Source organism: Pseudonocardia sp. ICBG1142, assembly GCF_020496255.1.
Lineage (GTDB): Bacteria > Actinomycetota > Actinomycetes > Mycobacteriales > Pseudonocardiaceae > Pseudonocardia.
Genome location: NZ_JAHLJC010000030.1, coordinates 335,746 through 354,725, shown reverse-complemented (window position 1 = coordinate 354,725; position 18,980 = coordinate 335,746). Strand labels below are relative to the sequence as shown.

At 73.5% G+C, this 18,980-nt stretch carries 23 protein-coding genes; 6 read left to right on the top strand and 17 right to left on the bottom strand.

Annotated features, from left to right (window positions below):
* Window positions 1-2 precede the first annotated feature (2 nt).
* From KPL59_RS15775 to KPL59_RS15735, 10 genes are all read right to left on the bottom strand, one after another.
* A complete protein-coding gene (locus KPL59_RS15775; RefSeq protein ID WP_226361245.1) occupies window positions 3-866 on the bottom strand; it encodes a biotin-dependent carboxyltransferase family protein in 864 nt (287 codons plus the stop codon).
* A complete protein-coding gene (locus tag KPL59_RS15770) occupies window positions 863-1,432 on the bottom strand; it encodes an allophanate hydrolase subunit 1 (RefSeq protein ID WP_374111655.1) in 570 nt (189 codons plus the stop codon). The genes KPL59_RS15775 and KPL59_RS15770 overlap by 4 nt, the downstream gene beginning before the upstream one ends.
* 45 nt (window positions 1,433-1,477) lie before the next feature.
* The gene (locus tag KPL59_RS15765) at window positions 1,478-2,122 is read right to left on the bottom strand and encodes an FABP family protein (RefSeq protein ID WP_374111631.1); all 645 of its coding nucleotides are present in this window, start codon (window positions 2,120-2,122) and stop codon (window positions 1,478-1,480) included.
* On the bottom strand, window positions 2,119-2,352 hold the full coding sequence (locus tag KPL59_RS15760) for a hypothetical protein (protein ID WP_226361243.1): 234 nt from the start codon (window positions 2,350-2,352) through the stop codon (window positions 2,119-2,121). The genes KPL59_RS15765 and KPL59_RS15760 overlap by 4 nt, the downstream gene beginning before the upstream one ends.
* 78 nt (window positions 2,353-2,430) lie before the next feature.
* Window positions 2,431-2,730, bottom strand: coding sequence for a DUF1416 domain-containing protein (locus KPL59_RS15755; protein WP_020626035.1), 300 nt, complete (start codon window positions 2,728-2,730; stop codon window positions 2,431-2,433).
* 1 nt (window position 2,731) lies between these two features.
* Complete coding sequence (locus tag KPL59_RS15750) at window positions 2,732-3,568, bottom strand: sulfurtransferase (RefSeq protein WP_060713557.1); 837 nt, start codon at window positions 3,566-3,568, stop codon at window positions 2,732-2,734.
* Between the two features lie 34 nt (window positions 3,569-3,602).
* On the bottom strand, window positions 3,603-4,067 hold the full coding sequence (locus tag KPL59_RS15745; RefSeq protein WP_226361242.1) for a DUF4395 domain-containing protein: 465 nt from the start codon (window positions 4,065-4,067) through the stop codon (window positions 3,603-3,605).
* 63 nt (window positions 4,068-4,130) lie between these two features.
* On the bottom strand, window positions 4,131-4,205 hold the full coding sequence (locus KPL59_RS37720) for a putative leader peptide (protein ID WP_350662235.1): 75 nt from the start codon (window positions 4,203-4,205) through the stop codon (window positions 4,131-4,133).
* A 71-nt stretch (window positions 4,206-4,276) separates the two neighbouring features.
* Complete coding sequence (locus tag KPL59_RS15740) at window positions 4,277-4,708, bottom strand: thioredoxin family protein (RefSeq protein ID WP_226361241.1); 432 nt, start codon at window positions 4,706-4,708, stop codon at window positions 4,277-4,279.
* 21 nt (window positions 4,709-4,729) lie between these two features.
* Window positions 4,730-5,560, bottom strand: a complete 831-nt coding sequence (locus KPL59_RS15735; protein WP_226361240.1) for a DUF2993 domain-containing protein — start codon at window positions 5,558-5,560, stop codon at window positions 4,730-4,732.
* 202 nt (window positions 5,561-5,762) lie between these two features.
* Here KPL59_RS15735 and KPL59_RS15730 point away from each other — a divergent pair, with 202 nt between their 5' ends.
* The 6 genes from KPL59_RS15730 to pstB all read left to right on the top strand — a co-directional run bounded on the left by KPL59_RS15730 (window position 5,763) and on the right by pstB (window position 11,733).
* A complete protein-coding gene (locus KPL59_RS15730; protein ID WP_149663231.1) occupies window positions 5,763-6,551 on the top strand; it encodes a response regulator transcription factor in 789 nt (262 codons plus the stop codon).
* Between the two features lie 16 nt (window positions 6,552-6,567).
* Window positions 6,568-7,452, top strand: a complete 885-nt coding sequence (gene mshD / locus KPL59_RS15725; protein ID WP_226361239.1) for a mycothiol synthase — start codon at window positions 6,568-6,570, stop codon at window positions 7,450-7,452.
* A gap of 200 nt (window positions 7,453-7,652) precedes the next feature.
* Entirely contained in the window at window positions 7,653-8,756 is a 1,104-nt protein-coding gene (gene pstS, locus KPL59_RS15720; protein WP_226361238.1) for a phosphate ABC transporter substrate-binding protein PstS, read from the top strand.
* 120 nt (window positions 8,757-8,876) lie between these two features.
* Complete coding sequence (gene pstC / locus KPL59_RS15715; protein ID WP_043280504.1) at window positions 8,877-9,821, top strand: phosphate ABC transporter permease subunit PstC; 945 nt, start codon at window positions 8,877-8,879, stop codon at window positions 9,819-9,821.
* A 1-nt stretch (window position 9,822) separates the two neighbouring features.
* Entirely contained in the window at window positions 9,823-10,941 is a 1,119-nt protein-coding gene (gene pstA, locus KPL59_RS15710; RefSeq protein WP_226361237.1) for a phosphate ABC transporter permease PstA, read from the top strand.
* Between the two features lie 12 nt (window positions 10,942-10,953).
* Window positions 10,954-11,733, top strand: a complete 780-nt coding sequence (pstB, locus tag KPL59_RS15705) for a phosphate ABC transporter ATP-binding protein PstB (protein ID WP_226361236.1) — start codon at window positions 10,954-10,956, stop codon at window positions 11,731-11,733.
* Between the two features lie 79 nt (window positions 11,734-11,812).
* Here the strand turns inward: pstB and KPL59_RS15700 are convergent, their stop codons facing one another.
* The 7 genes from KPL59_RS15700 to KPL59_RS15670 all read right to left on the bottom strand — a co-directional run bounded on the left by KPL59_RS15700 (window position 11,813) and on the right by KPL59_RS15670 (window position 18,801).
* On the bottom strand, window positions 11,813-12,475 hold the full coding sequence (locus tag KPL59_RS15700; RefSeq protein ID WP_020626046.1) for a PhoU domain-containing protein: 663 nt from the start codon (window positions 12,473-12,475) through the stop codon (window positions 11,813-11,815).
* A gap of 71 nt (window positions 12,476-12,546) precedes the next feature.
* The gene (locus tag KPL59_RS15695) at window positions 12,547-12,747 is read right to left on the bottom strand and encodes a dodecin domain-containing protein (protein WP_020626047.1); all 201 of its coding nucleotides are present in this window, start codon (window positions 12,745-12,747) and stop codon (window positions 12,547-12,549) included.
* A 98-nt stretch (window positions 12,748-12,845) separates the two neighbouring features.
* Window positions 12,846-13,502: a phosphate signaling complex protein PhoU gene (phoU, locus tag KPL59_RS15690; RefSeq protein WP_226361235.1), complete on the bottom strand. Its 657-nt coding sequence runs from the start codon at window positions 13,500-13,502 to the stop codon at window positions 12,846-12,848.
* Between the two features lie 98 nt (window positions 13,503-13,600).
* Window positions 13,601-15,502 carry an LCP family protein gene (locus KPL59_RS36945; RefSeq protein ID WP_308187894.1) on the bottom strand — a complete coding sequence of 634 codons (1,902 nt, stop codon included), beginning with the start codon at window positions 15,500-15,502 and terminating at the stop codon, window positions 13,601-13,603.
* Window positions 15,503-15,975: 473 nt separating this feature from the next.
* The gene (locus KPL59_RS15680) at window positions 15,976-16,866 is read right to left on the bottom strand and encodes a GGDEF domain-containing protein (RefSeq protein ID WP_226350934.1); all 891 of its coding nucleotides are present in this window, start codon (window positions 16,864-16,866) and stop codon (window positions 15,976-15,978) included.
* Window positions 16,867-17,022: 156 nt separating this feature from the next.
* On the bottom strand, window positions 17,023-18,144 hold the full coding sequence (dusB, locus tag KPL59_RS15675; RefSeq protein ID WP_308187935.1) for a tRNA dihydrouridine synthase DusB: 1,122 nt from the start codon (window positions 18,142-18,144) through the stop codon (window positions 17,023-17,025).
* Window positions 18,145-18,252: 108 nt separating this feature from the next.
* Window positions 18,253-18,801 (bottom strand): superoxide dismutase family protein, encoded by a 549-nt coding sequence (locus KPL59_RS15670; protein WP_226361233.1) that lies wholly within the window; start codon window positions 18,799-18,801, stop codon window positions 18,253-18,255.
* Window positions 18,802-18,980 lie beyond the last annotated feature (179 nt).

Genomic DNA, 18,980 nt, shown 5'->3' with positions numbered 1-18,980 from the left:
CCTCAGCGCAGCACGGTGAACCGCACGCCCGTCCCCGGCGGGGCCTGGGCGAGCAGCGGCAGGTCGGCGGGGTCGACGACGCCGATCACCGGGTAGCCACCGGTCGTCGGGTGGTCGGCGAGGAACACCACCGGCGGCCCGTCCGGCGGGACCTGCAGCGCGCCGGTCACCATCCCCTCGCTCGGGAGCTCCCGGTCGCTCCACTCCGGCCGCCGCCCCGGGGACGGCCCGTCGAGGCGGACCCCGATCCGGTTCCCGTCCGCCGTCACCGTCCACAGCGGACCGGCGAGGGCGTCGTGCGGGTCGGTGAACCAGTCGTCGCGGGGGCCGGGACGCACCCGCAGCCCGACCACGGCACCCGGCACCGACACCGGGACCGGCCCGGACACCGGCACCCGGCCCGACCACGGGCCGACCGGCAGCTCGTCGCCGTCGGCGACGGGGTCGGGGCCCAGCCCCGACAGCAGATCCGTGCTGCGGCTGCCCAGCGCGACCGGAGTGTCCACCCCACCCGCGACGGCGAGGTAGCACCGCAGCCCGCCGACCGGCGTCCCGACGGCGAGCTCGGCGCCGTCGGGCAGGTGCAGTGCCCGGTGGGACCCGGCAGGCCGGCCGTCGACGAGCACCGGCGCGGGTGCCCCGGTGACGGCGACGGTCCGGCCGCCCCTGGCGCGCACCCGCAGCCCGCCGCCGAGCAGCTCCAGGCCGGCGGCGCCGTCGTCGTTGCCGACCAGGCGGTTCCCCAGCTCGTAGGCCGGCCGGTCCAGCGCACCCGACGGCGGGACCCCCAGGTGCGCATGCCCGGGACGCCCGCGGTCGGTCACCAGCGCCTGCGGTCCGGCCCGCACCACCAGCAGCGCGTTCACCGGGGCTCGAACCGGACGCGGTCGCCGGGGGTGAACAGCGCCGGCGGATCGGCGACGGGGTCGAACAGGACGGCGTCGGTGCGCCCGATCAGCCGCCAGCCGCCGGGCGAGCGACGCGGGTAGACGCAGCTGTAGACGTCGGCGATCCCGACCGAGCCGGCGGGCACCGCGGTCCGCGAGCTCTCCAGCCGCGGCTGCTGCAGCGGCTCGGGGAGGCCCGACAGATAGCCGAAGCCCGGCGCGAAGCCGCAGAAGTCCACCCGGTACTCCGCGCCACTGTGCAGCGCGACCACCTCGTCGACCGACAGGCCCGCGGTCCCGGCGACGAGTGCGAGGTCCGCGCCGTCGTAGGTCACGGCCAGCGTGTGGACCGTGCCGGTGCCCGCCTCGCCGGCGTCGGAGTCCGCGGCCCGTGCCACCTGCACGACCCGCTCGGTGGTGGCCCCGGGCGCCACCTCGACGAGCACGGTCCGGGCGGCCGGGACCAGCTCCCGCACCTCGGGCAGCCCGGCGTCCCGCACGGCGGCGACGACGGCCGCCACCCCGGCGGCGTCGTCGACCTCCAGCAGCACCGCGTGTCCGCCGCAGGGGCGGACCCGGACCGCGACCAACTAGCCGACCACCCGGTGCAGGACGGCCGAGATGTGCGGCTGCATCGGCTGCCCGACCATCGCGCGCTCGTCGACGTAGGCGAGGTCGCCCTGGTTGACCAGGCCGTAGAGCCGCTTCGCCGCGGTGACCTCCTTGGCCGAGGGCGTCCGGGCGACGGCGTCGGTCTCGATCTGCCAGGACCGCATGTCGCCCCGGGGGCCGTAGTAGACCTCGACGATGCCGGTGTTGTGCGCGATCAGCACCTCGATCGAGCCGTCCTCCTGGGGACGCCAGAACCCGGTCTCGCGGGCGGCCTGGCGGATGATGCCGCCGTCGTCGTCGAGCAGCCAGGAGCGTGCCTCGTAGGACAGGAACGGGCGGCCGTCGTGCGCCCAGGTGATCTGCTGGCCGAAGTGGAACGGGCCCTCGATCGTCGGGTAGACGACCTCGCCGGTGCCCCGCCAGGTCCCGACGAGCGGGAGCAGGCCGAGGCAGGCCTCGTGCAGGTCGGGGCCCTGCCGCAGGTTGGCGGTGTCGTCGTCGGCGGGCAGGTCGGGCCACTGCGGCCGGTTGCGCTGCGGGGAGTCCGGGGCCGCGTTCTCCGGTCCGGTGATGGTGGTCTGCAGCTCCTCGTCGGCGGCTGCGGCGGGCTCGGGGTCGGTCACGGGATCTGCTCCTCGGTGTGGTGGTCGTCGGGGTCCCGTTCGGGATCGGGACCCGGCCCGGGCGCGGCGGCGGGCTCGACGACGAACAGGCGACGGAGCAACCAGCCGGCCCAGGCGGCGGTTCCCGCGGACAGGGCGATCAACAGCCCGGTGGAGAACCAGTGCACGACCGGCGACTCTACCGCCGCCCCGGGCCGGGCACCGAGTGCCGTGCCGACGCCCCTGTCCACGCACGAACGGGTCCCTCGTACGAAAGGTTCGTACGAGGGACCCGTTCGTGGGGTCGGGGGCGGCGCCCCGCGGACCGGTCAGGCGACGGCGATCTCCGCGCTGTGCAGGCCCGGCCCGTCGGCGACGAGCTCGGACTGGCCGTTGCCCGAGCGCGACAGCGCCCGGACGGTCCAGGTGCCCGGGGCAGCGAAGAACCGGAAGTCACCCGAGGCCGAGGACACGACCTCCGCGGTGAACTCCCCGGTGCCGTCCAGCAGCCGGACGAAGGCCCCGGCCACCGGGTCGCCACCGGCGATGACGCGGCCGGCGAGCACGGTCTCCTTGGAGAGGTCCGTGTTCGGGGGCAGGGTCAGGTTCTGGTCAGGTGCGGCACACATGTCACTTCGCTCCCAGCTCGATCGGCACGCCGATCAGCGAGCCGTACTCGGTCCAGCTGCCGTCGTAGTTCTTGACGTCGGAGTGGCCCAGGAGCTCGTGCAGCACGACCCAGGTGTGGCTGGAGCGCTCGCCGATGCGGCAGTAGGCGATGGTCGCCTTGCCCTCGTCGAAGCCGGCCTCCTTGTAGAGGGAGGCGAGCTCCTCGTTCGACTTGAACGTGCCGTCCTCGTTGGCCGCCTTCGACCACGGGATGTTGATCGCGCTCGGCACGTGGCCCGGACGCTGGCTCTGCTCCTGCGGGAGGTGGGCCGGGGCCAGGATCTTGCCGGAGAACTCGTCGGGCGACCGGACGTCGACCAGGTTCTTGGTGTCGATCGCGTCGACGACCTCGTCGCGGAACGCGCGGATCGAGGTGTCGGCCTCCTTCGCGGTGTAGGAGGTCGCGGGGCGGTCCTTGACGTCGGTGGTCAGGGTCCGGCCGTCGAGCTCCCACTTCTTGCGGCCGCCGTCGAGCAGCACGACCTTCTCGTGGCCGTAGAGCTTGAACTCCCAGTACGCGTACGCGGCGAACCAGTTGTTGTTGCCGCCGTAGAGCACGACCAGGTCGTCGTTGGCGACGCCCTTGGCCGAGAGCAGCTGCTCGAACTGCTCCTTGGTGGGGATGTCACGACGGACCGCGTCCTGCAGCTCGTCGGTCCAGTTGACCTTGACCGCACCGGGGATGTGGCCCCCGTCGTAGGCGGTGGTGTCCTCGTCGACCTCGAGGAACACCACCCCGTCGGTCTCCAGGTTCTGCTCCGCCCAGTCGGCGGTGACGAGGACGTCCTCGCGGCTCATGTTCGTTTCTCTCCCGAGTCGTGTCGAGGGTGGGTCAGGAACGCGCGGCGGCGGTGCCACCGCGCAGGCGGGCGAGGAGCCCGTACATCTCGCAGCCGAGGCAGAAGCCGAAGGCCGCGTTGAGGAAGGCCGCCACGAGCGCCGACGCCGTGGCGGCGACACCCAGCACGGTCAGTCCGGACAGGTAGCCGACCGCCGCGACGGCGGTGAACACCAGCCCGACGGTCTGCGAGAAGCGGACCGGGGCGGCGTCCTCGCGCTCGGCGGGCGGACCCAGCCGGGGCGCGACGAGGTGCCGGTAGACCACGCCGTACGGCGCGAACCGCATGCCGGCGAACGACGCGACGGCGAACACGACGGCCTGTGCGGTGACGAGCACGCCGCTGCCGGACAGCAGCACCAACGCCAGCACGACGGTGGTGATCGCGGCGGAGAAGCGGACCCCGCGCGGGTCGAGCCGGGGCTCGGAGTGCGCGGATCCGTGGTCCGTGGCGGACATGGGACTCCAGTAACCGGGGTGGGAACCTCGGCGTCGCGGGACGCCGGGCTCAGGACACGCGGGTCAGGAGTCCAGACACAGGCAGCCGGCGAGGCGGCACAGATCAACCGTGCGGCGTCGGGTCAGCGGCCAGTTCACGTCACCGAGCCTAGCTCACGTTCGGCGCGGAGCCCAGCGGTCGGCGCCGACCGGACATCACACACACGTTCTCAGCCGGTGGGAAGGGCGGCGACGAGCTCGTCGACGCGCGGGACACCGGAGACCCGCAGGATCTCCGCGCCGCGGGCGTCGAAGACGACCGTCGTCGGGGTCCGCAGCACGCCCAGTGCCCGGGCGACGTCGACGCGCTCGGCCACGTCGACCTCCACGTGCGCCAGACCCGGGTCCGCCGCGGCCAGGTCACCGAGCACGCGCGCGGTCTGCCGGCACGGCGCGCAGACCGGCGAGGACAGCTGCAGCAGCAGGGCCCGGCGCCCGTCCGGACCGGTTTCGGCCAGGTCCCAGCCCGGCCCGGCGCCGTCGGTCGCGCCGCGGTCGTCACCGGTGGGCCGGAGCCGCCCGGACCGGTTGCGCAGCACCAGCCCCGCGAGCGTCGCCACCACCAGGACGACGACCAGCACCACTGCACCCGTGACGTCCACCGACGCCTCCTCTCGGCCCGCTCAGCCCGCGGAGCGGGACGTACCCGGTCCGGCGCCCACACTCAGGTCGCGCATCGAACCGGCGACCTGCAGCACGTTGTACTCCGGAACGCTCGCCGACGTCGCGGTGACGCCCAGCGGCAGCGGACCCGGGTCGATGTCCACGGCGAGCGCGCGCAGCATCGAGGTGCGCACTGCGTCCGGCGCCGGCTCGTCCGAGCCGTCGAGCCGGACGTCGCGCGGGACGACCCGCATGGTGCCGTGGTCGACGACGAGCGAGGCCAGCACGGCCACCCGCGCGTCGGCCCCGTCCACCGGCATCTCCGCGACGAACCGTGCGGCGTTGCGCGGGTCGAGCCCGCGCAGCGTCGGGTCGCCGCCGGCCAGGATCACCGAGTCGATCGCGTTCGCGTCGACGGCCTCGACCGACAGCCGCGTCACCCCGGCGGCGGGCCCCCCGGCGTCGACGACCATCCGGCGGACGTCGTTCGGGCTGATCTGGACGATCCCCTCGGCCGCCGCCGCACGGAACCGGGCCGGCCCGGGACCGGCGAGATCGGAGAGGTCTCCGCGCAGGCCGTACAGCTGCACCTGGAGCTCGGGGGTGCGCAGCGGCCCGACCGGGACCCGCTGCAGCGTCATCTCGACGTGGTCGTAGCGGCCGGTCGCGGCCTGGGCCAGCACCGAGAAGCCGTGCACCTGCACACGGGGGTCCTCGGGGAGGTCGAGCCGGTCCCGCAACGCGCGCGAGATGCCCGACTCGACGGCCGCGCCGGTGGCGAGATCACCCACGACGAGCACGGCGGCCACCGCCAGGACGGCGACGAGCACGCGACGGACGGGGCGTCCCACGACCGGGCCTCCACAGGATCGGAATACGTCCTGACCAGGGTAGAGAGCCCCGCTGCCGGCCCGATGGGCGGCCCCGGGACCCCGGATCGGACCCGATCGGTGGTGAGAACGATCCAGATCGCGGCGTGAAACCCGTCGCTCTGCGGCTGACCGTGGGGTGACGTCCCGGTATCGTCTGCGTATCGCGAGAAGGGGGGAGTCCATGGAACTGCTCCTGCTGACCACGGCTCCGGATGCGGCAGCCGTACTGCCCGCCCTGTCGTTGCTGCCGCACAACGTGCGGACCGCGGCGCCCGAGGTGGCAGCACTGCTCGACGCCGGTCCGCACGACGCCGTCCTGGTGGACGCCCGCTCGGACCTGGTCGCCGCGCGCAGCCTGTGCCGGCTGCTGGGCAGCGCCGGGACCGACGCGCCGGTGATCGCCGTGCTGAACGAGGGCGGTCTGGTCGCCGTGTCCGGCGAGTGGGTGGTCGACGAGATCCTGCTCCCCGACACCGGCCCGGCGGAGGTGGACGCGCGGCTGAGGCTGCTGCGGTCGCGCCCCGGCGCCGAGTCCGCGTCCGGAGGTGGCGCGCTCGTCCTCGGTGAGCTCGTCATCGACGAGGCGACGTACTCGGCGCGGCTCAAGGGCCGGCTGCTGGAACTCACCTACAAGGAGTTCGAGCTGCTCAAGTACCTCGCGCAGCACGCGGGCCGGGTGTTCACCCGGGCCCAGCTGCTGCAGGAGGTCTGGGGCTACGACTTCTTCGGCGGCACCCGCACCGTCGACGTCCACGTCCGGCGGCTGCGCGCCAAGCTCGGCGGCGAGCACGAGCAGATGATCGGCACCGTGCGCAACGTCGGCTACAAGTTCGTCCGGCCGTCGCGCGGCGGGCTGTCGGCGCCGCCCGACCAGGACGACGCGGACCCCGAACCCGTCCCGGACCGTCGGCCGCTGCCCGGCGCCCGGCCCGCGGCCGGCCCGGGACGTGGAGCGTGGGCACCGCGGTGACCTAGGGTCGGCGCTCGTGGACCCGCAGCAGCACACCCGTCTCGACGCCGCCACCGTCTCCGCGGTGCAGGATCTGCTGAGGGCGGCGAACGCTGTCGACGGCGCCGAACCGCTCTCCGAGCAGTACCTGATGCACCTGCGCCCGGACACCCCCGCCGACGGCGTGACGCACCTCGTCGTCGCCGGTGACGACGGCGCGGTGGCCGGCTACGCCCAGGTCGACGGCACCTACGCCGAGCTGGTGGTGCACCCCGACGCGCGACGGCGGGGGATCGGTGGCGCGCTCGTCACCGCGGTGGAGAAGGTCACCGCCGACCCGCACGTGTGGGCGCACGGCGACCTCGACGCCGCGAAGGAGCTCGCCGCGGGCCGCGGCTACCGCCGGGACCGCGTGCTGTGGCAGATGCGCCGCACCACCGAGGCGGGCCCGCTGCCCGCCCTGACCGTCCCCGACGGCGTCACGATCCGCGCCTTCGAGCCCGGCCGCGACGACGACGAGTTCCTCCGCGTCAACAACGCGGCCTTCGACTGGCACCCCGAGCAGGGCGGCTGGACCGGCGCCGAGCTCGCCGCCCGGGAGGCCGAGGACTGGTTCGACCCGGCCGGTTTCCTGCTCGCGGTCGACGACGGCGGCACCCTGCTCGGCTACCACTGGACCAAGGTCCACCCGGCGACCGGCGACGAGCGCGCGATGGGCGAGGTCTACGTCCTCGGCGTGGACCCGGCCAGCCACGGACGCGGGCTCGGGAAGGTCCTGACCCTCGCCGGGCTGCACCACCTGCACGACCGCGGGCTGGACACCGTGCTGCTCTACGTCGAGGCCGACAACGCCCCGGCCGTGCGCGTCTACGAGCGCCTCGGGTTCGCCGTGCACGCCGCGGACGTCAACTACGCCCGGTGAGACCCTGTCACCGTTCGACGACCGGTGACCATGTTCCGTCGAACGTGTGATGCAGGTCCACCCGGTCGCCGACCCTGTTCATCCCACGTTCATCTTCCGTGGGGGTGGCGTCCAACGGCGGCTCCTAGCGTCTGCGGCCGAGTGGTCACCCCAGACCGCCGTCCCGCAACCGGCTCGTTGCCGACTCGGAGGAAACTGCAGTGAAGACCAAGCGGCGTGCGCCCCGGGCGCGCCTGGCTGCCGTCGGTATCGCCACGTCCTGTGCGTTGTTCGTCGCCGGCTGCGGTGCGGCGAACGAGGGCGGCGGCTCGGAGCCCCAGGGCTCCGGCGTCACCGGCCAGATCGCCGGTGCGGGCGCGAGCTCCCAGCAGGCGGCCATGCAGGCCTGGATCGCCGGCTTCGGCGGCGCGAACCCGGGCGCCACCGTCAACTACCAGCCGGTCGGCTCGGGCGGTGGCCGTACCCAGTTCATCCAGGGCGGTGTCCAGTTCGCCGGTACCGACGCCTACCTCAAGGACGACGAGCTGACCAAGGCGCGTGAGCGCTGCGGCGGGTCGGTCATCGAGGTGCCGAGCTACGTCTCGCCGATCGCCGTCGTCTTCAAGCTGAACGGCGTCAACGACCTGACCCTGTCCCCGGCCACCATCGCCGGTCTCTTCAAGGGCCAGATCACCACCTGGAACGACCCGAAGATCGCCGCGGACAACCCGGGCGTCCAGCTCCCGGCCACCCGCGTCACCCCGGTGCACCGCTCCGACGAGTCGGGCACCACCCAGAACTTCACCGACTTCCTGAACAAGGCCGCCCCGGCGGTGTGGACCGACAAGGCCGCGCAGACCTGGCCGGTCCAGGGTGGCGAGGCCGCTCAGGGCACCTCCGGTGTCGTGACCGCCGTCGGCGGCGGCGACGGCACCATCGGCTACGCCGACGCCAGCCAGGCCAAGGACCTCGGCAAGGTCAAGGTCAAGCTGGGCGACCAGGCGGTCGAGCCGACCGCCGAGGCCGCCGCCAAGATCCTCGAGGAGTCCACCCGGGTCGAGGGCCAGGGCGACACCTCGTTCGCCTTCGACCTCAACCGGACCGCCACCGGCGGTGCCTACCCGGTCGTGCTGGTGTCCTACCTGCTGGCCTGCCCGCAGTACCCGGACGCCGCCCAGGCCGACACCACCAAGGCGTTCCTGAACTACGTGGTCAGCCCGGAGGGGCAGCAGACCGCCGCCCAGAACGCCGGCTCGGCGCCGCTGTCGGACACCCTCCGCGGCCAGATCACGCCGGTCATCGACCAGATCAAGGCCCAGGGCTGAGCGTCTGAGTCGGATGTCATCTAGCCAGGAACCCCGGACGGTCGTCATCATGGTGACCGCCCGGGGTTCCCGGCCGCTCGAGTCCCCTGCCCAGCGCGTTCCGCACCCCCAGGGATCACAGTGACCACCACGGAAAACTCGCCCGCGCCCGCTCCCGCGAAGCCGGTGACCCAGCTCGGGGACCGGATCTTCGCCGGGTCGGCCAAGGGTGCAGGCATCCTCATCCTCGTCGTCCTCGCGGGCGTCGCGGCCTTCCTCGTCAGCGAGGCGTTCCCTGCCGTCGTGGCCCCTGCGTCCGAGGTGCACGGAGGACTCGCCCTCTACATCGCGCCGCTCATCTTCGGCACGCTGGTCAGCGCGGTCATCGCGTTGATCGTGGCGACGCCGCTGGCGATCGCGGTCGCCCTGTTCATCAGCCACTACGCCCCGCGCCGGCTCGCACAGACGCTCAGCTACGTCGTCGACCTGCTGGCCGCGGTGCCGTCCATCGTGTACGGCCTGTGGGGCATGGCGACCCTGGCCCCGGCGACCGTCGGGCTGATGGTGTGGCTGAACACCTACCTCGGCTGGCTGCCGTTCTTCGCCGGTCCGCCGTCGGCCACCGGCCGCACGATGCTGGTCGTCGGCCTCGTCCTCGCGGTGATGATCCTGCCGATCATCACCGCCGTCGCCCGTGAGGTCTTCCTCCAGGCGCCGAAGCTGCACGAGGAGGCCGCGCTCGCCCTGGGGGCCACCCGCTGGGAGATGATCCGGCTCGCGGTGCTGCCGTTCGGCCGCTCCGGGATCGTCTCGGGCGCGATGCTCGGCCTCGGCCGCGCGCTCGGCGAGACCATGGCGGTGGCGATCATCCTGTCGGTCTCCGGCGGGATCACGTTCAACCTGATCGGCTCCGGCAACCCGTCGACGATCGCCGCGAACATCGCGCTGCAGTTCCCCGAGGCGTCCGGCATCGACGTCAACGTCCTCATCGCGTCCGGTCTGGTGCTCTTCCTGATCACCCTGCTGGTCAACATGATCGCTCGCTACATCGTCGAGCGCCGCCGCGAGTTCTCGGGAGCGAACTGAGATGTCCACCGGGACCGAACGAATCCGCACCGACACCGAGGCGACCGTGACCGGAAGCACGCTGCAGGCCCCGGCCACGACGACGGCTCTGCCGCGTCGCAAGGGCTCCCTCCCGAAGTGGTCGCCGTGGGCCCTGGTCGCCGGATCGGCCGTGGTGGCGGCCGGTGCGACCGCGCTGGCGGGCGGCTTCGGCATCGGGCTGTGGGTCTTCCTGACCGTGGTCGTGTACCTGGTCGCCACCTACGTGGTGTCCCGCGCGGTGGAGGGCGCCCGCAAGGCCGCCGACCGGTTGGTGACAGCGATCGTCACGGGTGCGTTCCTGCTCGCGATGATCCCGCTGGTGTCGGTGCTGTGGACCGTCGTCTCGAACGGCTGGGCACGGTTCGACCCGACGTTCTTCAACAGCTCGATGCGCGGCGTCGTCGGGGTCGGCGGCGGTGCACTGCACGCCATCCAGGGCACGCTCATCATCACGGCGCTCGCCGCGATCATGTCCATCCCGGTGGGTGTGCTCACCGCGATCTACCTGGTCGAGTACGGCAACCGGTCACGCCTGGCGCGGGCGATCACGTTCTTCGTCGACGTCATGACGGGCATCCCGTCGATCGTCGCCGGTCTGTTCGCGTTCGCATTGTTCGCGCTGTTCGTCGGCCCGGCGGTGCGGTTCGGCTTCGCCGGCGCGGTCGCCCTGACCGTCCTCATGATCCCGATCGTGGTGCGCTCCACCGAGGAGATGCTCAAGATCGTCCCGAACGAGCTGCGCGAGGCCGCGTACGCGCTCGGTGTGCCGAAGTGGCGGACGATCCTCAAGGTCGTCATTCCCACGACGGCCGGCGGTATCGCGACCGGCGTCATGCTCGCCGTCGCCCGCGTCATCGGTGAGACCGCCCCGCTGCTGGTCACCACGGGTCTCGCGCTCGGCGTCAACCTGAACCCGTTCTCGGGGCCGATGGCCACGCTGCCGGTGTTCTCGTACTACTCCTACGCCGTTCCCGGCATCCCGCGTGAGGCGTTCCTCGACCGGGCCTGGACCGCTGCGCTGGTCCTGATGCTCGTCGTCATGGTGCTGAACATCGTCGCCCGCATCATCTCCCGCATTTTCGCCCCGAAGACCCGATAAGGAATCCGCGACATGGGCAAGAGTGTCGAAGCCAAGGACCTGAACATCTACTACGGGTCGTTCCTCGCCGTCGAGGGCGTCAACATGAGCATCAAGCCGAAGACGGTCACCGCGCTGATCGGTCCGTCCGGCTGCGGCAAGTCGACCTTCCTGCGGTCGACCAACCGGATGCACGAGAACATCCCCGGCGCCCGCGTCGAGGGCAAGCTCGAGCTCGACGGCCAGGACCTCTACGGGGCGAACGTCGACCCGGTCGGCGTCCGCCGCCAGATCGGCATGGTCTTCCAGCGGCCCAACCCGTTCCCGACGATGTCGATCTACGACAACGTCATCGCGGGGATGAAGCTGAACAACAAGCGGGCGTCGAAGGCCGAGTTCGACGACACCGTCGAGCGGTCGCTGCGCGGCGCGAACCTCTGGAACGAGGTCAAGGACCGGCTCGAGAAGCCGGGTTCGGGCCTCTCCGGTGGTCAGCAGCAGCGGCTCTGCATCGCCCGCGCGATCGCGGTGCGGCCCGACGTGCTGCTGATGGACGAGCCCTGCTCGGCGCTGGACCCGATCTCCACGCTCGCGATCGAGGACCTGATCAACGAGCTGAAGAACGACTACTCGATCGTCATCGTGACCCACAACATGCAGCAGGCGGCGCGGGTCAGCGACTTCACCGGCTTCTTCAACATCGAGGGCACCGGCAAGCCCGGCAAGCTGGTCGAGCTCGACGAGACCAAGACGATCTTCTCCCAGCCGAAGCAGAAGGCGACCGAGGACTACGTGTCCGGCCGCTTCGGCTGATCCTCGCAGCACGTCCGCACGGCGCCAACGCCCTCGGCCCCTCTCGGGGGGCCGGGGGCGTTCGTCGTCGCGGGCCGGGTCAGAGGACCGGGAGCTCGTCCACGGTGCCGCCGGTGACGGCGTAGACGACGTGGTCGGCCAGGTGCACGCAGTGGTCGGCGTAGCGCTCGTGGAAGCGGGCCAGCAGCGCGGCGTGGACGGCGGCCGGCACGCCCGCCGTCCAGTCCGGGCCGAACATCAGCTCGAAGACCTGGCGGTGCAGCGCGTCGACGACGTCGTCGTCCTCGCGCAGCTCGGCGGCGAGGACGACGTTGTGGGTGCGGAGCACCTCGACGGCCTTGTCGCCCATGGCCGCGACCCGGGCGCCGTAGTCGGCGAACAGCGGGTGGGCCTGCTCGGCGAGCACCACGTGGTCCCCGCTCCGGACGACGGTGGCGGCGATGTGCCGGGCCAGGTCGCCCATCCGCTCCAGCTGCTGGGCGCACCGCAGAGCGGTGATCACCGCTCGCAGTGGAGCGGCCATCGGCTGGTGGATGTTCATGGTCTCGACGGCGAGGAGCTCGATCGCGTCGCGGTAACCGTCGATGACGGGATCGCGGGAGACGACCTGCTCGGCGAGCCGGGTCCGGTCGGACAGCAACGCTTCGGACGCGTCGCGGAACGCCGCTGCGACGAGCGGACCCATCTCGTCGAGCATGGACCGGAGCTGCGCGAGGTTGTCGTCGAGCGTCTCCCTGCGCATGGCGACGACCTTAGATCGGAGTTCGCGTCGGCTTCGGCCCGGGACCGGTGAACGCTCGGTGAACGGCGGGGTCAGGCGGCGCGGGCACGCAGGCCGACCCGCAGGCCGACACGGAAGCGCTCGGTGGAGCCGAGGACGGTCGACTGGACCCCGGTCACCTCGAACCACTCGAGGGCGTGTCCGGCGCGGCTCATGGCGTCCCGGATCGCAGCCTCGACGCTCTCGTCCGAGGTCCCGACGACCTCGGTGACGACGCAGCTCGCGTGTTCCATGCAGCAGACGTGCCCCCGGCGTCTCACCGTCAAACCCGATCGGTCGACCGTTCGCCGAGTGGGGTGTATCGACTGCCCCGAACGGGCCAACGATGCTCTCAGACGGCGAGCGGACCGGGCATCTGACCGGTGACGACGTACACGATCCGGCGAGCGACGGCGACGGCGTGGTCGGCGTACCGCTCGTAGAACCGCGCGAGGAGCGCGACGTCGACCGCGGCGGACACCCCGTGGGTCCAGTTGCGGTCCATCAGCACGGTGAACATGTGCTGGTGGATGTCGTCGACGGCGTCGTCGTCGGCCTCGAGCTCGTTCGCCGCGTCGAGGTCACGGGTGCGGATGACCCGACCGGCCTTCTCCGCGAGCTCGACGCCGACCCGGCCCATCTCGGCGAAGTAGGACTTCACCTCGTCGGGCAGCACGGACTGCGGGTGCCTGCGACGGGCGGCCTGGGCGACGTGCAGGGCGAGGTCATCCATGCGCTCGATGTCACCGGCACCGTGGATCGCGGCGACGACGACCCGCAGGTCGGTCGCGACCGGCGCCTGCAGCGCGAGCAGGCCGAAGGCCCGGTGCTCTGCGGCGGCACGGACGTCGTCGATCTTGACGTCCTCGGAGATGACCTGCTCGGCGAGCTGGAGGTCGGCCTCGAGCAGTGCGGTCGTGGCGCGCGCCATGGCACGTGCGACGTCGTCGCACATGTCTGCCAGGCCGGAGGCCAGCTCGTCCAGCTGCTCCTGATAGGTGTCGCGCATGTCCCGAGCCTAGGCCCCCGAGCGGCGACGTTCAGCCGCGGCGGGTGAACCCGCCGTGAACGCTGGACGACATACCCCGTTCGGGGGATACGGGCGGTTCAGTCGCAGTCGGCGTCGTCGGAGGGGACGGCCTGCACCGGAGCCGCGTCGCCGGCACCGACGACGAGCTCCAGCACCCGGCTCGCGGTCGGGTCCGGGACGGGGCGGGCACCCGGCAGCGCCTCCACGAGGGTGCCCGCGGCGTCGGTGTTGTCGGGGGAGTAGCGGACCTGCGCGCCCGGTGCCGCCGTTCCGGGGGTGACGCTGCCGATCTCGTAGCCGCGGTCGCGCAGGTCCGCGGCGATCCGGTCGACGGCACCGGGGCGGCCGGTCGCGTCGACCAGGTTCACGACGGTGCCCGGCCCCGGAGCACCCGCGGAGCGGGAGGCCGGCGCTGTCGCGCTCTCGGGCAGCGGTCCGTGCTCGCGCAGCGCGGAGAACAGCGCGCGTGCCTCGGAGCGGCGCAGCTCCAGCTGGCCCCGGGTGTTCGGGGCGTCGCTGACCGGGACGGACAGGAACAGCGGGGCTTCCCCGTCGCCCGCGGCACCCGACCGGGCGAGTCCGCGGGCGAGGGTGAGGATCTCGCCGGCGTCGACCCCGTCCGCCGACAGCGCCGACGACACCCCCGCCGCGGAGCGGCCCGGCGCACCGGGGGTCAGCAGCGAGGTGGTCGAGAGCGCATCGCCCAGCGCCGCGGCGAGCACGCGTTGCTGGCGCCGGACCCGGTTGGCCGGGGAGCTGTCCGCGGTACCCGCGGCGGAGGCGAAGCGGACCGCGGTGGCCCCGTCGAGCTCCACGGTGCCCGAGCCCTCCACGACCGGGCCGAGCACCGGGTCCACGACCGGGCGCTCGGTGCAGACCTCGATCCCGCCGACGGCGTCGACGAGCTCCGGGGTCCCGGCCAGGTCGAGTGCGACGAAACCGCTCACCGGCATGCCGGTGAGCTGCTGGACGACGCCGACACTGCAGGCCGGGCCGCCGACGTCGTAGGCGGTGGCGAAGGCGGTCCGGGACTCCGCGGGCACGGTGCCGCCGTAGGTGCCGGTCGCGGCGTCGAAGCGCCGGCACGGCGGCCGGGAGACCTCCAGCGTCGCGGGGATCGACAGGGTGACGGCCGGGCCGCCGCCCGCGGGCCGGTGGACCAGCACCGCCGTGTCGGTGCGCGCGGACTCCGCGGTGCTCGCGCGGTCGGCCTGCAGACCCAGCACCAGGACGTTCTGGTCATCGGCCTGGGTGTCGGCATCGAGGATCGCGTCGGTGTCCGGGGCGAGGGCGACGACGTCGCGGACACCGGCGTGGACCTCGCTGCGCCCGGCGAACCCGAAGGCGGTGGTGACCAGGACGAGCACCGCGGCCGCCGCCGCGCCGATCCGCAGCGCACGGGCGCGGGGGTCGAGCCGGGCCGGTGGCGGGGTGCCTACCGGTTCCGGCTCCGCGGAGCCGGGGACGGCCTCGTCCGGCGCGGCCTCCTCCGCCGTGGAGGTGTCCGCGACGGGCGGGTCGTCCCGGTAGCGACGACGGCGGCGGCGCGGCACCAGCGCGTCGACGACCTCGGTGACGCGCGAGTCCGCGGCGCCGCGGCGTGCGGGGCGCGACGGCGCCGCGCCCGCCCCGGCCCGTCCGGCCTCCGCGGTGGCGGCGACCCCGGTGCTCCCGGTGGCCCCTCCGCTCCTGGAGCCAGGGCGCGCTGCGGCGGCCGGGGTCGCTCGGGTTCCCGGACCGGTTCCGGTGGCCGGGGTGGCGGGACGCGCGGTCTCCGGCGCCTCCGCGGGGGTGCGGGCGGGCCGGGCGCCGGCGCCACCGGGAGCGATGGGCGACGGCGGGCGCGGGGTGCCGCCCGGGGGTGGCGCCGGGGTGGGGCGCGACGGGGCGGGCGCGGCACCGTCACGCGGACGTGGACGCTGCGGCGCGGGCGGTTCACCGGGACGGCGCGGTACGGGCCCGCCGCGCACGCGTCGCACGCCGGTCGGGGCGACCGACCCCGGCGGGGCGTCGGCCGGTCGCGGCTGCGGCTGCGACGGGTGTGCGCCGGTTGCTGGGCGCGGCTGTGGGTTCGATGGGTGTGCGCCGGTCGCCGGGCGCGGCTGTGGCCCGGACGGATGCGGCCCGGAGCCGGGGCGCGGCTGGGCCCCGGAGGGCTGGGCTGAGGACGGCTGGGCCCCGGACGGGTGCGCACCGGGGCGCCGCTGCGGGCCCGACGGGTGCGCGCCGGGTGGCGGGACGGGTGGTCCGGGAGGGCCCTGCGGTGCGGGGGGCGCGGGCGGGCCCGCGTCGTCCGGGCGCCGACGCGTACGCCGGGACCGGCGCACCTCGTCGTCGCCGTCCTGCACCGGGCCTCCTCGTCGCGACCGCCGGAGCGGACGCGCGTGACGGGGCGCGGGGTGGGGGACGCGCCCTTCCGGATCGTGCGGCCGCGGGGACCGCACGGCCGATCTTATTCGGCTCGGACCGACGCGGGTGGCGCGGGGCGCGACGCGCCCTGCTCCGGTTGGGGGATCGACCTGCGTCCGGCTGCCGCCCCGGCCAAGGTCACCCGGCCGTCGGCGTCGCGGTGGGCGACGGCGTTCCGTCCCGCCTGCTTGGCCGTGTAGAGGAGCACGTCGGCCTCGGTGACGAGGGCCTCGACGTCGTCGTCGCCCGGACGGGACCGGGCGACGCCGATGCTGATCGTCATCCGCAGGTCCGGGTGCAGGTCGGTCCAGTCGTGCGCGGCGACGCGCTCGCGGGCGGTCTCGCAGGCCGCGACGCCCTCCTCGGCGGTCAGCCCGGGCAGCACCAGCGCGAACTCCTCGCCGCCGTAGCGGGCGCAGAACGCGCCGGGTGGCAGGGCCCGGCCCAGCTCCAGCACCATCCGCTGCAGGACCCGGTCCCCGAACGGGTGCCCGTGGGTGTCGTTGACCAGTTTGAAGTGGTCGATGTCGGCGAGCGCCAGGCAGACGGGCAGGTCGGTGCCCGCGGCGAGCAGGTCGATCAGCCGCTCGTCGAGGTAACGGCGGTTGTACGACGCCGTCAGGCTGTCGCGGCGGCTCTGCTCCCGGGCCTCGGCGTGCTCGCGGCGGAGCCGGTCGAGCTCGTCGGCCGGGCTCGGCGCGCTGAGGCCGTGCAGGAGCCGGACGGCCTCGCGCAGGTGCAGGTAGGCCTGCTCGTAGCGGTGGTGCTCGGCGAGCCGCTCGGCGGCCGCGGTGTGCAGGGCCGCGCGGGCCGCGGGTGAGGCGGGGGCGAGGTCGTCGTCGTCCGGGGCCTCGGGCCCCTGGGCGGGCGGCGTCGTGCCGACGCGGCGGGCGGACCGCACGAGCCTGCGCACCGTCCATGCGGTGTCGGTCATGATCCACCTCCCCGTCGTCGTGCCGTTCCGGCGCCACTGGGACTGTTCATCGGTGACACCCCTGCGACGCTTGAGGCGTACGGGGTCGTCGGCACCCGTTCGGCGCCGTGGTTCCCCCGGGTCGGGGTAACGCGTTTCGCCCCGGGGTCGCCGCGATCAACCTCCGGAGTGCTCCACGTCCGCCCCGAAGGGGATCGACGGGTCGTCCGGGTCGTCGAGCCAGTGCTCGGGCAGCACGACGCGACCGGGTGAGCCCTGACGCCCCCGCGGCCCGTCGGCCTCGGCCGGGAACGGCTCGTCCGGGTCCAGCCCGGACAGCAGCTCGTCGAGGTGGTCGATCGACTCCACCATGCCGAGGCTGCGCCGCAGCTCCGGGTCGACCGGGAAGCCCTTGAGGTACCACGCGATGTGCTTGCGGACGTCGCGGATGCCCTTGTGGTCGCCCATGTGCTCGCACAGCAGGACGGCGTGCCGGCGCAGCGTCGCCGCGACCTGGCCGAGGTTCGGCGGCGCCGGCAGCTCGCGGCCGGCGAACGCGGCCTCCAGGTCCCCGAACAGCCACGGCCGCCCCAGGCAGCCCCGGCCGACCACGACGCCGTCGCAGCCGGTCCGGGCGACCATGTCCAGCGCGTCCTGCGCGGAGAAGATGTCGCCGTTTCCCAGCACCGGAACGTGCGCAGGGACGGCGTCGCGCAGCCGGGCGATCTCGTCCCAGTCCGCGGTGCCCGAGTAGCGCTGCGCGGCGGTGCGCGCGTGCAGCGCGACGGCGACCGCGCCCTCGTCCACGGCGATCCGCGCGGCCTCGAGGTGGGTCTGGTGCTCGTCGTCGATGCCGATCCGCATCTTGACGGTGACCGGTCGGTCGCCGGCGCCGGTGACCGCGGCCCGCACGATCCGCCGGAACAGCTCCCGCTTGAACGGCAGTGCCGCCCCGCCGCCCTTCCGGGTGACCTTGGGGACCGGGCAGCCGAAGTTCATGTCGATGTGGTCGGCGAGGTCGCGCTCGACGATCATCTCCGCGGCACGCTGCATCGACGCCGGGTCGACGCCGTAGAGCTGCATCGAGCGGGGGTGCTCGTCCGCGTCGAAGGCGATCATGCGGAACGTCAGCGGATTCTTCTCGACCAGCCCGCGAGCGGTGATCATCTCGCAGACGTAGTAGCCGGCGCCCTGCTCGCGGCACAGGCGACGGAACCCGGGGTTGGTGATGCCGGCCATCGGCGCGAGCACCACAGGGGTGTCGACCTCGAACGGGCCGATGCGCAACGGCGGCAGCACGCGGTCACGGCGGGCGGGGGTGTCCGTCCGCGCGTCGCGGACGCTGTCCAACACGGTCACGCCCACCAGTGTCCCAGGCGCGCGGGACGGCGCCGACCTCGGCGTCGCTCAGAAGTCGACGGTGACGCAGGCGGGGCGTCCGCCCGCGGTGCCCGCATGCCCGGCGTGGGAGGCGGTCGGCTTCTCGTGCAGGACGACGGACTCCGCCCGCCGGTCGTCCGGGAAGACCCACGGGACGGTGGCGGTCGACTCGCCCGCGCCGTTCGCGTCGGTGGTGACGTCGAGCCAGATCTCGTTCATCGGGTTGGCGTAGGACGGGTCGACGCTCGGTGTCACCGGGTCCTCGGAGAACTGGAAGTGCGGGCCCGCGTCGGCACCGGAGGCCGCGGTGCAGGGCTGCGTGTGCGCGTGGGCGCCGTAGGTCCGGTTCGGCAGCAGCCCGGTCACCCGGAGGGTGGCGACGGTGGCACCGTCCTGCTCGGTGTGGGTGACCGCGACGGTCGAACCGACCGGGACGAGCGCCGGGTCGTAGGTGAACGCCGGCCCCTCGCCGCCCCGGGCGAAGCTCGCGGACACCTGGGTCTCCGCGGCCGGTGACTGCCCGCCGCAGGCGGTGAGCAGGAACGCGGTCATGAGCAGGAGCACGGGACGCTTCATGATCGTCAGTGTCGGAGATGTGCGGTTTCGGGGCGCGTCGTCGTGGGCCGGTACGCCCGGACGGGTGTCGTGGTCGGGAAGGGGCCTCACGGGTCGCTCGACGGCCGTCGACCGTTCGTCCTCACGATCCTGTGCGACATGGGGTGTGGAGCGCGGGCGGCGATGCTCACGGACTGTAG

Coding starts and splice junctions, on each gene's coding strand:
- KPL59_RS15750 (WP_060713557.1), bottom strand. CDS start 3,568: ATGAGCCGCGAGGACGTCCTCGTCACCGCCGACTGGGCGGAGCAGAAC.
- KPL59_RS15680 (WP_226350934.1), bottom strand. CDS start 16,866: ATGACCGACACCGCATGGACGGTGCGCAGGCTCGTGCGGTCCGCCCGC.
- KPL59_RS15745 (WP_226361242.1), bottom strand. CDS start 4,067: ATGTCCGCCACGGACCACGGATCCGCGCACTCCGAGCCCCGGCTCGAC.
- KPL59_RS15670 (WP_226361233.1), bottom strand. CDS start 18,801: ATGAAGCGTCCCGTGCTCCTGCTCATGACCGCGTTCCTGCTCACCGCC.
- KPL59_RS15700 (WP_020626046.1), bottom strand. CDS start 12,475: ATGCGCAGGGAGACGCTCGACGACAACCTCGCGCAGCTCCGGTCCATG.
- KPL59_RS15755 (WP_020626035.1), bottom strand. CDS start 2,730: ATGTGTGCCGCACCTGACCAGAACCTGACCCTGCCCCCGAACACGGAC.
- KPL59_RS15730 (WP_149663231.1), top strand. CDS start 5,763: ATGGAACTGCTCCTGCTGACCACGGCTCCGGATGCGGCAGCCGTACTG.
- pstA (WP_226361237.1), top strand. CDS start 9,823: ATGTCCACCGGGACCGAACGAATCCGCACCGACACCGAGGCGACCGTG.
- KPL59_RS15695 (WP_020626047.1), bottom strand. CDS start 12,747: ATGGAACACGCGAGCTGCGTCGTCACCGAGGTCGTCGGGACCTCGGAC.
- phoU (WP_226361235.1), bottom strand. CDS start 13,502: ATGCGCGACACCTATCAGGAGCAGCTGGACGAGCTGGCCTCCGGCCTG.
- pstB (WP_226361236.1), top strand. CDS start 10,954: ATGGGCAAGAGTGTCGAAGCCAAGGACCTGAACATCTACTACGGGTCG.